This window comes from Zunongwangia profunda SM-A87 (assembly GCF_000023465.1).
Classification (GTDB): Bacteria; Bacteroidota; Bacteroidia; order Flavobacteriales; family Flavobacteriaceae; genus Zunongwangia; species Zunongwangia profunda.
The window spans coordinates 2,888,448-2,904,034 of sequence record NC_014041.1 but is presented as its reverse complement, the minus strand read 5'-3'; the positions used below and the strand labels follow the sequence as shown (position 1 = coordinate 2,904,034).

Sequence of the window (15,587 nt, the reverse complement as noted above, 5' to 3'; positions counted from 1 at the left end):
AACCACACTATGAAGAAATTAGCACTGCATTGGCAGATTTTACTGGGAATGTTTACCGGAGTTGTTTTTGCCCTGATCATGACCAATTTTAGCTGGGGAGCCGAATTTGTAAGTGATTGGATAAAACCATTTGGAAACATTTTTATTAATGCCTTAAAGCTTATTGCAGTTCCGCTAATTTTAGCTTCGCTAATTAAAGGTATTTCTGATCTAAAAGATATCTCTAAATTGTCCAAAATGGGCCTTCGTACCATTGGGATTTATATTACCACCACCATTATTGCGGTGAGTATCGGTCTGGTGATGGTTAACCTTATTAATCCCGGTGGCACTATTGAGGAAGATACGCGCCAGGAGCTAATAAGCAGTTATGAAGGTGACGCCGTAGGTGTACAGGCTAATGCCGCCAAACAAAAAGAAGCGGGACCCTTACAGGCTTTAGAAGATTTAGTGCCCAGTAATATTTTTGCTGCCGCAAGTGATAACGGGAATATGCTGCAGGTGATTTTCTTTGCTATTTTCTTTGGGATTGGTTTGATCCTTATCGACGAGAAAACCGCCAAACCGGTAAAAGATTTCTTTGATGGCTTTAATGAGGTCATCCTTAAATTAATCGATTTGATCATGCTTTTTGCGCCATACGGAGTTTTTGCTTTGTTGGCAGCATTAGTTGTAGAATCCCCAAGTACAGATCTTTTCGCTGCCCTGGCCATGTATGCTTTAACCGTGCTAATTGGTTTGGCATTAATGATAGGGGTTTATATTCTTCTGGTTTGGGTTTTTACCAAAAATAAACCATCCTTTTTTATCAATGGTATTGCTCCGGCACAGCTTTTAGCATTTTCAACAAGTTCTAGTGCCGCAACCTTACCGGTAACGATGGAGCGTGTTGAAGAACATATGGGCGTTCATAAAGAGGTAACCAGTTTTGTATTACCCATTGGCGCCACCATCAATATGGATGGGACAAGTTTATATCAGGCAGTAGCGGCAGTTTTTATCGCGCAGGCTTTTGGAATCGATTTAACTATAGGTGCGCAATTAGGGATTATAGCCACAGCAACGCTTGCTTCTATAGGTTCGGCTGCCGTACCGGGAGCAGGAATGGTAATGCTTGTTATTGTTTTAGCGCAAGCCGGAATCCCAGAAGCCGGTTTAGCTCTTATCTTTGCCATAGACCGACCACTAGATATGTGCAGAACTACGGTAAATGTTACCGGAGATGCCGCCGTTTCTGTAATGGTTGCAAAATCAGTAGGTATGATGGGCCCACCAAACGTTAAAGAATGGGATGAAGAATACGCGAAAAAAAAGCGGTAAACAGGTTGAAAGTGGAAAGTTAGCAAGTTTAAAGTTTTTAAGGTTCAAAATTTAGTCCTGCTTCCTGGATCTTGATTCTATATTCTAAATACAAATAACTAAGCTGTCATTTCGAGCGCAATGAAATGAAGCCGAGAAATCTCAATCAAATAAAAGGTTTCTCCAGTTTACCACTATGGCTTCGATACGATTGCTCCTTCGTTGCAATCACTCAGCCGTCGCTAAATACTTCAAGGTTCAAAAGTTGTTATAAGAACCCTAATTCAGCATTCAAAATCAATAGTCCAGCTTTCTGGATCTTGATTCTATATTCTATCAGAGTACAAAGTCTAAAAGCTTAAAGTATTTAGGCTTTCAAATTCCAGGTTTAAAATTTAAAGTTCAATAAAAACAGTTGATAAGAGTTGCTCATTTTTCATGGCTCATTGTTAATTGTAAACAGATTTTTTCATTCCATTAAACTCGGGCCAAATGAAATTTGTCATACTCATTCTTTGTAAAGGATGGATTAGCAATTACAAGTTTACGATAAGAAGTTTTGCATCAATCTTCTCTTATTTTAAATCTCAAATCACTTTTTACCTTTAGTGCTTCATGAAAAGATTTTATAAAATCTAACTTAAGTTCATAATCAATATTGTAGATTGAAAGTGTGGCGTCAACTTTAGATTTATTAGCTTCAGCAATACTTAGATTATTTCGATAATTATTCAAAGCACCCCATCCCATTCCCAATAATGTTATTGCAATTGCCGCGATTATAATATAATAGGGACTACATAAGTCATAACGGAGAAGTATTTAAAATAGTCAAGAAATAAATAATCTAAATAGAATAGTGTAATTGCAAAAATATTAAACAGAAAAAAATAGCTATATACCCACCATTTATTTTTCAGTATTTTCTGAAATTCTGCATTGGTCTCGACGATTTTTCGTTTTCTTTTTTCTCCAAATTCTATTTTATTGCAAGTATCTGTAAAACTCGGTTTATTTCGAGTTAATCCGCAAATATTTCCTTTTTTTAAATTTACATCTTGATGTTCGCAAAGTTCGCAATGCCAATGAGGTTCCATGGGTATATTTTTTAGAACGGAAAAGGTGAAAATTTAATCCAAAAACTTAGTTTTAAGTTCGGGGGTGGGGATCATGCAGCTTTCTTTTTTTCCAAACCATTTGTACCGATTGTTAGCAATACCTTTATATACTGCATCTCGAAGTCCTTTTGGTAAAAATTTGAAAATTTTTAGACTTTGACATATGCCGCTTAAATCACTAGAAATTTCTAATGCAGCATCAGATTTTTCGTACCATGCAACACCGGGTTCAATAAGAATAATCGAATCCAAATAATTAGGATCTATATTGCGTTCTTCTAAAAGCTTACGACCAATTTCACTTTGCAAAGAGGCAAAGCGAAATTGATCGTTTTTATCATGTTTTATAATGAATATCACGGCATCGTTGCAAAGATTGCATACGCCATCAAAAAGTATGATTTTTTTATCTTCGGGAATATTCATTATGATTTTTTCATGGCTTGTACCAGTTCTAGTTTTTCAATATCTACCTGGGTAGTGAACATACCGTAATTTACTGTGGCCTTACCTTTTTCGATTTTGTCAAGGGTTCCTACACTTCGGCTATCTTCTAAACGTACCCGATCACCAAGTTTTACTTTAGCCTTTGGTTTGTTTGCTTCTTTTTTAGCAGCAATTTCTTCTTGTTTTTTCTCCTCTTTTTTCTTTTGTCGAATTACTTCAACTTTCTTTTCGGCTTCAGCTTTTATTTTTTCTTCTCTTGCCTTTTCGGCTTTTCGCTGTTTGGCATTTTGTTTTTTACGCTTCGAATTTTCTATCGCTACCATTTTAAGGAATTCACCAATAAGTTCCTTTTTGTTATTGTTGGTAAAGAACTTTTCGCTGATATCGTTTACTTTTTGACCTAAATAAATCATACGCTGATTCGTGTCAAAAAGCTCCTGATAGTCTTCTAATTTCTGCTGAATGCGGGCATTGGTTTCCTCTAATTTATCTTTTTGTACCGCCGCTTTTTGCTCTTTTTGTTTTAAAGAATCGGTGGTTTTCTGAAGCTTACTGCGTTCCTGCTGCAATTTCGCAATACTGCGATCAAAACGAATTTTACCACGCTCTACTTTTTTCTTGGAGCGATTGATCAAACTATAAGGAATGCCGTTTTTCTGAGCGACCTCAAAAGTAAATGAACTTCCGGCTTCTCCCACACGAAGTTTAAACATAGGTTCTAAACTCTTGGAATCAAAAAGCATGTTTGCATTGCTCATATCGGGCAATTCGTTCGCTAATTTTTTTAGGTTAGCGTAATGCGTGGTTAAAATTCCAAAACTCTCTTTTTCGTAAAAAACTTCCAGAAAGGTTTCTGCTAAAGCACCACCCAGTTCAGGATCACTACCGGTTCCAAATTCGTCGATTAAGAACAGCGTTTTATCATCACATTTCCGAAGAAAATAATTCATATTCTTTAACCGGTACGAATAGGTACTTAGATGATTTTCTATCGACTGATTATCTCCAATATCGGTTAAAATCCTATTAAAAAAGGAAACTCTGCTAAATTCGTGAACCGGAATTAAGATCCCGCTTTGCAACATTAATTGCAGTAAACCAACCGTTTTAAGTGTAATACTTTTACCACCGGCGTTTGGTCCCGAAATGACCACAATACGGTTATTCTTACTTAAGTCGATATCCTGCGGATAAGTTTTTGTTCCTTTTTTATTGTTACTGATCAGTAATAGAGGATGATAGGCTTCTTTAAGCTGAATTTCCTGATCTGCCGTGATTGTAGGTAATATTCCGTTGATCTTTTCTGCGTACTTGGCTTTGGCCGCAATTACATCGATCTTCGTCAATAATTTTTGATAGGCTATTAAAAGGGATCTAAAGGGACGCACAAATTCGGTGAGCTCTTTTAAAATCCGGTTGACTTCCTCTTTTTCTTCATACTGAAGATTATTGAGCTCACGGGTATACTGAAAAGTGGATTCCGGCTGAATAAAAACAATGCTTCCGGTTTTAGAACTTCCCATAATTCCACCTTTCACCTTACGGCGATACATCGCCTTTACAGCAAGTACCCTAACATTTTCTACCACACTCTCCCTGATATCATCAAGGTAACCATAAGAAGAATAGGTGCTTAAAGCACTGTTGAAACTACCATTAATTTGCCCTTTAACCGAATTTATTTTACGCCTTAGGCTTTGTAAAAGGGGAGAAGCATCATCCTTAATTTCACCAAAACGATCTACAATTTTATTGATTTGATCGATAAGCACCGTTGTATATTCGATTTCTGAAACCGTTTGATGCAAGTTTGGATATATTTGCTGGAATTTATTAAAATAACGAATTTGGGTATTTACCGTTTCCGATAAACCTGCGATTTTTCTAAAACCCGAAACCTCTAAAATAGTCTCCTCTATATTCAGCAGTTTAAGCTCATTATTAATCTGGTCGAAACCATGATTGGGAATGGGGCTTTCCTGCATTTTAGAACTTACATATTCGTTGGTTTGATGTAATCCGAAATAGGTTTTTTTATAGTTTTTATAAGGTGTAATCTCTAAAGCTTTCGCTTTTCCGGGATCCGTCACACATAACTCGCTTATTTGCTCTCTTACTACCGGAAACTCTAAATCTGCAAGGCTTTTCTCTGTAATCTTTATCATAGACATTCCCTCATCGAGGGTTTAATTTTCATTATTCATCCGATCTTTTTTACAGCAATCGGTATGCATAGCCATTTTAAAATTCTATCGCTTGTATCACTTTTGTGCTATCCCAAAAGGTTGTTTTATTTTTCCTATTTTTGGGAACACTGCAAATTTACTTAAAATTATAATGAACGTAAATATCAACGAAGGCTGGAAAACGCATTTAGAAACCGAATTTGAGAAAGATTATTTTAAAAATCTGGTTGAATTTGTTAAAAATGAATATTCAAACTTTAATGTGTATCCTAAAGGGAAGCATATTTTTGCTGCTTTCGATCATTCTAAATTTGAAGATACACGGGTTGTTATTTTAGGTCAGGATCCCTATCACGGACCGGGACAGGCAAACGGACTTTGTTTTTCGGTGAATGATGGTATCCCGCAACCACCGTCTCTGGTGAACATTTTTAAAGAAATCCACAATGATACGGGTAGTAGCATACCGCAATCCGGGAACCTGGAACGATGGGCATATCAGGGCGTATTGCTACTCAATGCTACACTAACGGTAAGAGCACACCAGGCAGGGTCGCATCAAGGTAAAGGCTGGGAGCAGTTTACCGATCGTGTAATTGAAATTGTTTCGGCAGAAAAAGAAAATGTCGTTTTTATGCTTTGGGGTGGTTATGCGAAAAAGAAAGCCTCAAAAATCGATAGCTCTAAACATTTAATTTTAACCAGTGGGCATCCTTCACCTTTAAGTGCAAACCGCGGTTATTGGTTTGGTAACAAGCATTTTACTAAAGCAAACGAGTATCTTATTGCCAATGGTAAAAAGCCAATTGAATGGTAGTTTTTACAATGTAAGTTTAAATAAGTTTAAAGTTTAAAGTTTAAAAGTTTAAAGTTTAAAAAGTTCAAGGTTCAAAGTTGTTGTACGGTGAAAAGTCATTCCAAATTCCAAATTCAACATTTAAAATTCAAAAAAGTTCGATAATGGTCACTTCGAGTATCAAATTTTGGAAAGCAATGGAAAAATTTGATGTATCGAGAAGTCTGTTTTGAGTAAAAAGTTTGAAAGTTCAAAGATGTTGTATCTCGAAGTTTTCTTCAGTACATTATACAGTTTACAGTATAAAGTCCTTCAAAATTCAACATTCAAAATCTAAAATAATAATCCTGATTCCTGATTCTTGCATCTCTTCTCTATATTCTCTTTTCTAAATCCAAACGAATTCCAATGTCATTTCGACTGAAGCGCAGCGAAATGGAGAAATCTCAATCAAATAAAAGGTTTCTCCAGTTTACCACTATGGCTTCGATACGATTGCTCCTTCGTTGCAATCACTCAGCCGTCGCTAAATACTTCAAGCTTTAAAAGTTGTTGTACGGTGAAAAGTCTTTCCACATGACTTATATATCGTTTAATATAGGATGCCATTACTATCTTACCCTGGTGCTAGATGTTTATAGCCGAATGATTACAGGATGGAGCTTATCGGCCAACATGACCACAGAGGACACCGTTGTTCCAGCCTTTAAGATGGCTGTAGCAGTTCTAGACAATCAAGAACGCAAAAAACTTATTTTTCATTCAGACAGGGGCAGCCAGTATGGTTCAGACAAAATGGAACAACTCCATAAGCACTATTCAACCACCCCTAGCATGGGAGGGAAAGCCTGGGAGAATGCCCATGCAGAGTCTATAAATGGGATACTTAAGAATGAGTATATCAATTTCGAAAATATGAATATATCACTTAAACAAGCTCAAAAGTTGGTAGAAGAGGCCATTTATTTATATAATTTTGAGCGGCCACATGGTTCACTGAAAAATAGGAAACCACAAGAATTTTTAAACTTTGTTCAGCGCTTAGCTACTGAACAAAGACCAGTATTTAAAATAAATTATTAACTTGAAAAAAGGCAACCTTATTCAGGCAAGGTCAGTTGGTAAACAGAAAACTGTATATCGTATACTGTATTAAAAATAAGAATCCTTAGCGTACTTTAAATTTTGAACCTTGCAACTAAAAACTTTAAACTCTACTGTCACTTCGAGTGATTTCGAAGAATGAGAAATTGTATCGAGAAGTCTTTTCAATATTCAATTATCGATAAACAAAAAACTATTTGCCATAAACTCTAGATTCTTACAGATTATACAAAATACAGGAACTATCGATAGTATTAGAAATAAGATCAAGTCTTAATAATTGTTGCTGCACTTCTTCCAGGTCTGCTTCGCTAATTTGTTGCTGACTCCAGCTTGTAATTTCCATCCACTTTCTAATATCTTCAATTTTTTGTCCGTAACGCTCGGCAAAAACTTTATCGATTCCCGGAATGTTTAAAATTTCAGAAGATTTTTGATTTACGATATCGATCATTTTGCGCACATCAGCATAATCAATTTTTAAAATTTCATTTTTTACGGCAATCACAAAACAAGGCCATGGAGTAGGGCAGTCTACAACCCTTCTAAAAGTGCCATTATCTACAAGAGGTTTGGTCGTGAAATGCTCCCACATAAAATAATCGGCACGACCTTCTTTTAAAGCTTTAACGGCTCCGTTAATATCTCCGACAATTTCGAATTCCAGCTTGGAAGGATCCCAAGCCTGATTTTGCGCATTGACATAAGCCATTAACTGTGAACCCGAGCCAACCCGGCTAATCGCTACTTTTTTACCAGCTAAATCTTCGATACTTTGATAATCAGATCCGGCATCTACATGGATTCCCCAAATAAGCGAAGATGCAATATAAGACTGTACAATTCTAGCTTCGTTTCCAGAAATAATATCTTTTACGGCACCCTCGGTAAGTAGTACGGCCACATCTATCTCTCCATTTCGCAGTGCCCTTGTCATTGCTCCGGTACCATCCGGGAAATCTTTCCAGATCACATTGATATCCTGATTTTTAAATTCATCATTTTCAATGCACAAATGCCACGGAAGGTTAAAATGTTCTGGGACTCCGCCTACTTTTAGAGTTTTCATATATTATGTTTTTGTTTGAGGTAATCATAGATTGCATATTGCGACCTGTTCTTATGCTCATCTTTTCCAGGTTTTACATACTGGTTGGTTTCTCCGGCATCCTGAATTCTGGCTTTTACATTATCACTTAACTGAATGGTGAGAATATCTTTTAATTCTTCAAAAATGTCCCTGTCATAAATCGGGGTTACTACCTCAATCCGGCGATCGAGATTTCGGTTCATCCAGTCGGCACTTCCAAAAAACATCAATTCATCGCCATCATTTTCAAAAAGATAAATTCTGCCGTGCTCTAAATAACGGTCAACAACACTCGTAATATAAATATTTTCGCTTAAACCTTCAACTCCGGGAATCAAACATGTGAATCCGCGTACTAAAAGTCGTATTTCTACCCCCGCTTTGCTGGCTTTATAAAGAAGATCTATAATTTCGTAATCTTCCAGGCTATTCATTTTAGCAGTGATTTTTGCTTTTTTCCCCATTCGCGCATTTTCGATCTCATTATAGATCAAGGTGGTAAATTTTTGCCGAGTTGAAAATGGGGATATTAAAAGATGCTTTTCTCTTGGTACGATAAGTTCGCCCTCTAATACCATAAAAAGCCTGGCCATTTCTTTGGTTAGTTTGGGGTTAGCGGTAAAAAGGGCATGGTCACAATAAATTTTTGAAGTATCGCTGTTAAAATTACCGGTACCGATATACGAATAGTTTACGCTTTCTTTACCTTCCTGTCTAGAAATCATCATGATCTTGGAATGTACCTTAATTTTTGGAAAGCTGTAAATGACATTCGCTCCTTTTTCTTCAAATTTTCTTCCCCAGATGATATTATTTTCTTCATCAAAACGGGCTTTTGCTTCTACAAATACAGTGACCTCTTTTCCTTTTTCCAGGGCTTCCAGCAAACTGCTGGTTAAGGGAGAATTATCAGCTACCCTGTAAAGTGATATTTTAATGTGGGTCACATGATCATCCTTTACCGCCTGATCCAAAAAGCGCTCAACGTATTGAAATGACATATAAGGAAAATGAACTAACTGATCTTTTTCTTTTATACTCTTAAAATAATCAGTCGAATTTTCTAAAATTTTATGCGCTATGGGAGGATGTTCACCAAAATGAAGTTCTGGGTTATTGGTGGGATCTTTTAGCGATAAAAAATCTTTGAAGTTATGATATTTACCTCCCGGCATCATATCTATTTTTCCTAAATGCAGCAGGTGTCTTAGTTTCTTCTGTACCGCTTTGGGCATAGCGGCATCATAGAGCAGACGGGTAGGCTGGCCATCTGTACGCTGTTTTAAACTTTCATAGATCTTCTCGGCCAGCACGCCTTCGTATTGATCTTCGATATAAAGCTCAGCATCCCGACTTAACTTTATTTCGTAGATGCCGGTAATATTATCTTTGGGAAATAAACAGGGAAGCTCACTCCGCACGATTTCATCTAAATAGGTAAGCATATTTTTACCATGCTCAAAATAAACAAAACGACCACACTGATCTACCGGAATATTCACCACACCCAATTCGTTTTCATTATCGAAAGTGATTAAAAAATAAATCATGGCGTTATCTAGAAAAAGATCATTTTCTTTAGAAAGATCTACTTTTTTAATTTCCAGATGTTTTTTTACATGATCTGTAAAATAGGTATTGGTAAAATCCTGTTGTTCTTTCGTAAAATGTTCGGAATCTACGATATGAATATTATTTGCAGCAAGTTCGGGTAGAATTTGCATGGTATAGATAGCACCAAAACGATCCTGCTGTTCTTTTACTTCCTTTAAAATTTGTTTGGTAAGTCGGTTTGGCTTTAAAGCCAGCTTTTTACGAATACTTTTTTCTACACGCTTCATTTGGCGAAGCTGAGATACCCGCACTCTAAAATACTCATCCAGATTTGAGGAAAATATGGCGAGAAACTTTATACGTTCAAAAAGTGGGTTTAATTTATCTTCTGCTTCCTGTAGAACTCTTTCATTAAAATATAGCCAATTAAGGTCCCGATGTCTAAATCGATCTTCGGTGGGTTGTTGCATTTCTAGTTCGCTTGTATTTAACCAAAAATACAAAGTTGACTTTTGTTCGTATTCTAATTTTCTGTTAAATAAGGCTCAGGAAGTTAGTTTATCCAGGCAGTGGCCAATAAGTTTCTCCATGGTTTTTTGTGGCGTTGTGCTAAATTCTCCTGTGGCACGATTGGCCAGAATCACATTCATAGAAACAGCATTATGTCCCAACAGTTTAGACATACCGTAAATACCAGAGGTTTCCATTTCAAGATTCGTGATTTTTTGATCATGATAATTGAAGGTCGCCAGTTTAGCATTCATTTGATCATCCTGTAAACCAAGACGCAGTGAGCGTCCCTGCGGGCCATAAAAACCGATATTTGTCGCCGTAATCCCTTTAAAAATATCTTCAGCATCTAATAGCTTCTGTAATTTTTTACTATTGTCAACAACATACGGATGTGCTTTTTTTGGGAACCAATCCATATGTTTTATAAAGGCTTCGGAAAAATGATTATCTATTATCTCCTCACTTTGATAAAAGTGAAGTAATCCATCAAAGCCAATAGCTTTTTCGCTTAAAAGGAAAGTATCTATCGGAATTTCGGCCTGGATGCTACCGGTTGTTCCAATTCTTATAATATCTAGCGATTTTATTTGTTTTTTGACCTCTTTTTTTTCAAAATCAATATTCACTAAGGCATCAAGCTCATTAAAAACAATATCGATATTATCAGTTCCAATTCCGGTAGAAATTACACTAATACGTTTACCGCGATAGCTCCCGGTTTGAGTATGAAACTCCCTTTTTTTAATGCTGAATTCTATATCGTCAAAATGTTCGGTAACCTTAGCTACACGATCGGGATCACCAACGGTAATAATCGTATCGGCTAAATGTTCTGGGCGCAAATTTAAATGATAGATGCTACCATCTTCGTTCAGAATAAATTCAGAAGCTTTTAAGGGCATGTTATAATTTTAATAATTGATGTACTTCAGGATCATAAAGAAAATCATACATTTTGGCTCCTCCAAAAACATCATCATTCTTTAATTCCCGATAAAAATTTTTCTTACCGTCCAGCACTAAATGACCTTTTTCGGTAAGTTTTACTTTTTGTCCTTCAGCGGCATAAAAAATAGACAGCTTCTCCAGTATACGTCTCATCTGTACATCGCTATAGCCATAATACCCCTGATACTCCAGGGCATATCCCATAAGTTGCGTATAATTATTGATGTTTCGTTCCCTAATTAAACGAAGGATATTTCGTTCTAAAGAATTGATGCCAGTGATACTGTTAGGAAAGCGCTCGATATGCGCCCTGATACAACTGGAAAGATACTCGAAATTGGTATTGGTTTTTATCTGGCGTTTTAACAGTATTGGGTTGTTACTACAATACAGTTCCCACATAAGATTCGCTACTTCCAAATCGTTCTCTACCAGTAAAATTTTATTGTTATAATGATTTAAAAGTTGCTTTCCTGATAATTGAGAAAGAGGGGTGAGTTTTTCGTCACCTTTTAATTTCTTGCTGCAAACAAGGTAAAACGGTACCTCTTTTTTATGCTCGGTAAGATAGCTAATCGTAGCCAATACGTTTATATGGCAAAAAAGATCGAATTCAAACCATAAAATGATATGATCATAGTCTTCGATCTTTTTGAGTTTTTTTAATTCTGAAACAAATTCATGCTGGTAGTCTTCCGCAGAAATTCCATAAAAATTTTGAAGAAATTTCTTTCTTATTTTTATAAATTCGGCCGATCCGACTTCCTGTACTGCAGGACCTTCACAAAGCATTTCACGCCAAACGATCTGTTGGCCCGGTAAATCCAGCTCTGCCACGCTTTCTGCGAGGCTATCGCCATTAATTATATGTAAAGGTTTTTTTTCCAAAATTATCCGCCAACGCGTTTTATGTTATATCCTTCTTTTTGCAGGATTTGCATCACTTTTTCGCGATCGTCCCCCTGTATGATGATTTCACCATCTTTGGTAGAGCCGCCAACACCGCATTTTTTCTTTAAAAGTTTCCCCAATGCGATCAAATCTTCATCGGGGCCAACAAATCCTTTTACTATGGTCACGGTTTTACCACCGCGGCCTTTATTACTAAAATGAGCTTCCAGTCGTTGGTCTTTTGGTTTTAGGTTTTCTTCCTGTTCGTTTTCTACATACTCACTTTCATCAAAATCATTATTCGTAGAAAAAACAAATCCGCCTAAGTCCTCTAGTCCTAATTTCTTTTTAGCCATAAATTACTTTTTCAATAATCCAATTTCCACAAGTCGCTGGTGTAAAAATTCACCTGCAGTAATATCTTCGTAATGTTTTGGATGTTCTTCATCTATACATTCTTCTAAACAATCTAAAGGCATTTCACTACGAGGATGCATAAAGAAAGGAATAGAATAACGAGGTTCACTCCATTGCTCCTTAGGTGGGTTAATCACGCGGTGAATCGTAGAGCGCAATTTATTATTGGTATGTCGTTCCAGCATATCTCCAACATTAATCACAAGTTCGTCTTCACCGGGTACCGCATCGATCCATTCACCATCTTTCCTAAGCACCTGTAAACCTCCGGTTGACGCTCCCATTAACAAAGTGATTAAATTAATATCACCATGGGCACCGGCACGTACGGCTCCTTTAGGCTCCTCTGTAATAGGAGGGTAGTGGATAGGTCTTAAAATAGAGTTCCCGTTACTGGCCCAGTGGTCAAAATAAGTTTCTTCCAGACCAATATACAAGGCTAACGCACGTAATACGTAAATCCCGGTTTTTTCAAGCATGCGATAGGCTTCCATACCCACATGATTAAAATCCTTAAGCTCTTTTACCTGTACATTTTCCGGGTATTCTTCTTTTAGATTAGCATCTTCAGCGGGTTCCTGCCCAAAATGCCAGAATTCTTTTAAATCCCCTTCTTTTTTTCCTTTGGCATGTTCCTTCCCAAAGGAAATATAACCGCGTTGTCCGGCCAGGCCTTCTATTTCGTATTGCTGTTTGGTTTCTACCGGTAAGTTAAAAAAAGCTTTAACCTCTTTGTATAATTCTTCCACCAGATCATCACTTAAAAAATGATTTTTAAGCGCTACAAACCCTATTTCTTCGTAAGCTTTCCCTATTTCATCAACAAACTTTTGCTTTCTTGCAGGATCATCAGATACAAAATCTGCAAGATCAACACTAGGTATATTCGTCATTGCCATTTAATCTCTTTTTTTATTGATAAAGCACACAAACTTAATGAAAAAAAGGCCAATTTCAACAGGATTTAATACTTAGCTAACAAATGCAGCCGTAGATGGCAGTCTTAAAATTACATATTTTAAACGGAATAAACAGGTAAAAAATTCGTGTTTTTTCTAAAATCCATAGACGCTTCATTTTCTATTTCTTTACATTTGAATATAACTAGACTTGTAGCTATGGATCATCCTTCAACAGAAATGTTTTTTGCCTCAGAAGCCTATTCTCAAGAATTTTTAATCGACTTATACAAAAAGCTTTTAAAACCTCGTCTGGTAGAAGAAAAGATGCTTATTCTACTACGGCAGGGGAAAATAAGCAAATGGTTTGCCGGTATAGGACAGGAAGCCATTTCGGTTGGATTAACAGCTGCTTTGCAGGAAGAAGAATATATCCTGCCCATGCACCGCAATCTGGGAGTTTTTACAACCAGAAATATCCCATTACATCGCCTGTTCTCGCAGTGGCAGGGAAAAATGAATGGTTTTACAAAAGGCAGGGATCGCAGTTTCCATTTTGGAACGCAAGAATACAAAATTATCGGGATGATCTCCCATTTAGGGCCGCAACTAGGTGTTGCAGACGGTATTGCCCTTGCCCATAAATTAAGAAACGAAAAAAGACTAACAGCGGTGTTCACCGGAGAAGGGGGAACCAGTGAAGGTGATTTTCATGAAGCACTAAACATTGCATCCGTCTGGGCCTTACCGGTTTTGTTTTGCATCGAAAATAACGGCTACGGTTTATCAACTCCTACAAATGAGCAATATCACTGTGAACATTTGGCCGATCGCGCCAAAGGCTATGGTATGGAATCCCATATAATCGACGGAAATAACCTGTTGGAAGTCTACTCGAAAATATCTGATATCGCCAGTGATATTCGTGAAAACCCGCGTCCTGTATTGATCGAGTTTAAAACCTTTAGAATGCGTGGGCACGAGGAAGCCAGCGGTACTGCTTATGTTCCAGACAGCCTTTTAGCGCATTGGGGAGAAAAAGATCCCGTGTTACGCTATGAACAGCATTTACTGGAACACGGAATTTTAAACAACGAATGGGCAGCACATATGAAATGGGAAATTAAACAGGAAATAGAAGAGCACCTGAGTATTGCAGCGAATGATAACCCTCCTGTTTTTACTGAAAGTACCGAGTTAAATGAGGTATTTCAAAAATCACATAATCAGGCACTTGAAATTTCATCAGAAAAACAAGAAATACGATTTATAGATGCGGTAAGTGATGCTTTAAAAATAGGCATGCGCCAACATCCCAACCTGGTTTTAATGGGACAGGATATTGCCGAGTATGGTGGTGTTTTTAAAATAACATCTGGATTCTTAGAGGAGTTTGGTAAACATCGCGTAAGAAATACTCCTATTTGTGAAAGCGGGATTATAGAAGTAGCTGCGGGGCTCTCAATTGTGGGAATGAAAGCGGTCGTAGAAATGCAGTTTGCCGATTTTGTAAGTTCAGGCTTTAATCCTATCGTAAATTATATAGCCAAGCAGTATTATCGATGGGGACAAAATGCCGATGTGGTGATTAGAATGCCCTGTGGGGCCGGTGTAGGAGCAGGGCCGTTTCATAGTCAGTCTAACGAAGCCTGGTTTACAAAGGTACCGGGATTAAAAGTAGTTTATCCCTCAAATGCCAGTGATGCTAAAGGTTTATTGCTAGCTGCCATTAACGATCCTAATCCTGTGTTATATTTTGAGCATAAAGCGTTGTACCGAACGCAGAAAGAACCTGTTGCTATGGGGGAATATGAAGTTGAAATAGGGAAGGCAGCTATCGTAAGACCAGGAACAAGATTAACGATTATCAGTTATGGTGCTGCCTTACAGGAAATATTGAAAATTATAGAAAAAGAAAATATAGAAGATACTGAAGTTATTGATCTAAGAAGCCTTCAGCCTTTAGATAAGGAGACCATTTTCACTTCCGTAAAAAAGACGGGAAGAGTAATTATCGTAATAGAAGATTCGTTGTTTGGCAGTATGGCTTCAGAAATTGCCGCCCAAATTAGTGAAAATTGTTTCGAGTTTTTAGATGCTCCTGTAATGAGACTGGGCAGTCTGGAAACACCAATTCCTTTTTCTCCTGCCTTGGAAAGCGGTTATTTACCCTACCAAAAATTTCAACAAAAACTAAAAGAATTAATAGAATATTAATAACTATTGCTTTTTCGAGTCATGTAATTAAGAATTGTTAACAACACCTCTGTTAAAGTATTAATAATCTTTTGTCTGCACTGAATCCCTGCGCTAATTTAGGCATAG

Annotated in this window: 12 protein-coding genes; 4 read left to right on the top strand and 8 right to left on the bottom strand. The window is 37.1% G+C overall.

Annotation, left to right across the window (positions count from 1 at the left end; genetic code table 11):
* Positions 1-9 precede the first annotated feature (9 nt).
* The gene (locus ZPR_RS12845) at positions 10-1,320 is read left to right on the top strand and encodes a dicarboxylate/amino acid:cation symporter (protein WP_013072128.1); all 1,311 of its coding nucleotides are present in this window, start codon (positions 10-12) and stop codon (positions 1,318-1,320) included.
* A gap of 1,109 nt (positions 1,321-2,429) precedes the next feature.
* Here ZPR_RS12845 and ZPR_RS12830 read toward each other — a convergent pair.
* Both ZPR_RS12830 and ZPR_RS12825 read right to left on the bottom strand, forming a co-directional pair.
* On the bottom strand, positions 2,430-2,843 hold the full coding sequence (locus ZPR_RS12830; protein WP_013072125.1) for a thiol-disulfide oxidoreductase DCC family protein: 414 nt from the start codon (positions 2,841-2,843) through the stop codon (positions 2,430-2,432).
* Complete coding sequence (locus ZPR_RS12825) at positions 2,843-5,029, bottom strand: endonuclease MutS2 (protein WP_013072124.1); 2,187 nt, start codon at positions 5,027-5,029, stop codon at positions 2,843-2,845. The genes ZPR_RS12830 and ZPR_RS12825 overlap by 1 nt, the downstream gene beginning before the upstream one ends.
* Positions 5,030-5,201: 172 nt before the next feature.
* Here ZPR_RS12825 and ZPR_RS12820 point away from each other — a divergent pair, with 172 nt between their 5' ends.
* The gene (locus ZPR_RS12820; protein WP_013072123.1) at positions 5,202-5,867 is read left to right on the top strand and encodes a uracil-DNA glycosylase; all 666 of its coding nucleotides are present in this window, start codon (positions 5,202-5,204) and stop codon (positions 5,865-5,867) included.
* A gap of 555 nt (positions 5,868-6,422) precedes the next feature.
* Positions 6,423-6,929 (top strand): DDE-type integrase/transposase/recombinase, encoded by a 507-nt coding sequence (locus ZPR_RS12815; RefSeq protein WP_013072122.1) that lies wholly within the window; start codon positions 6,423-6,425, stop codon positions 6,927-6,929.
* A gap of 238 nt (positions 6,930-7,167) precedes the next feature.
* Here the strand turns inward: ZPR_RS12815 and ZPR_RS12810 are convergent, their stop codons facing one another.
* The 6 genes from ZPR_RS12810 to ZPR_RS12785 all read right to left on the bottom strand — a co-directional run bounded on the left by ZPR_RS12810 (position 7,168) and on the right by ZPR_RS12785 (position 13,256).
* Positions 7,168-8,019, bottom strand: a complete 852-nt coding sequence (locus tag ZPR_RS12810) for a substrate-binding domain-containing protein (RefSeq protein WP_013072121.1) — start codon at positions 8,017-8,019, stop codon at positions 7,168-7,170.
* Complete coding sequence (gene ppk1 / locus ZPR_RS12805) at positions 8,016-10,064, bottom strand: polyphosphate kinase 1 (protein ID WP_041578912.1); 2,049 nt, start codon at positions 10,062-10,064, stop codon at positions 8,016-8,018. The genes ZPR_RS12810 and ppk1 overlap by 4 nt, the downstream gene beginning before the upstream one ends.
* 75 nt (positions 10,065-10,139) lie before the next feature.
* Positions 10,140-11,009, bottom strand: a complete 870-nt coding sequence (locus ZPR_RS12800) for a nucleoside phosphorylase (RefSeq protein ID WP_013072119.1) — start codon at positions 11,007-11,009, stop codon at positions 10,140-10,142.
* Between the two features lies 1 nt (position 11,010).
* Positions 11,011-11,943, bottom strand: a complete 933-nt coding sequence (locus ZPR_RS12795) for a DUF1835 domain-containing protein (RefSeq protein WP_013072118.1) — start codon at positions 11,941-11,943, stop codon at positions 11,011-11,013.
* Positions 11,944-11,945: 2 nt separating this feature from the next.
* A complete protein-coding gene (locus ZPR_RS12790; RefSeq protein ID WP_013072117.1) occupies positions 11,946-12,302 on the bottom strand; it encodes a translation initiation factor in 357 nt (118 codons plus the stop codon).
* A gap of 3 nt (positions 12,303-12,305) precedes the next feature.
* Positions 12,306-13,256 carry an isopenicillin N synthase family dioxygenase gene (locus ZPR_RS12785; protein ID WP_041579998.1) on the bottom strand — a complete coding sequence of 317 codons (951 nt, stop codon included), beginning with the start codon at positions 13,254-13,256 and terminating at the stop codon, positions 12,306-12,308.
* Between the two features lie 225 nt (positions 13,257-13,481).
* Here ZPR_RS12785 and ZPR_RS12780 point away from each other — a divergent pair, with 225 nt between their 5' ends.
* Positions 13,482-15,479, top strand: coding sequence for an alpha-ketoacid dehydrogenase subunit alpha/beta (locus tag ZPR_RS12780; protein ID WP_013072115.1), 1,998 nt, complete (start codon positions 13,482-13,484; stop codon positions 15,477-15,479).
* Positions 15,480-15,587 lie beyond the last annotated feature (108 nt).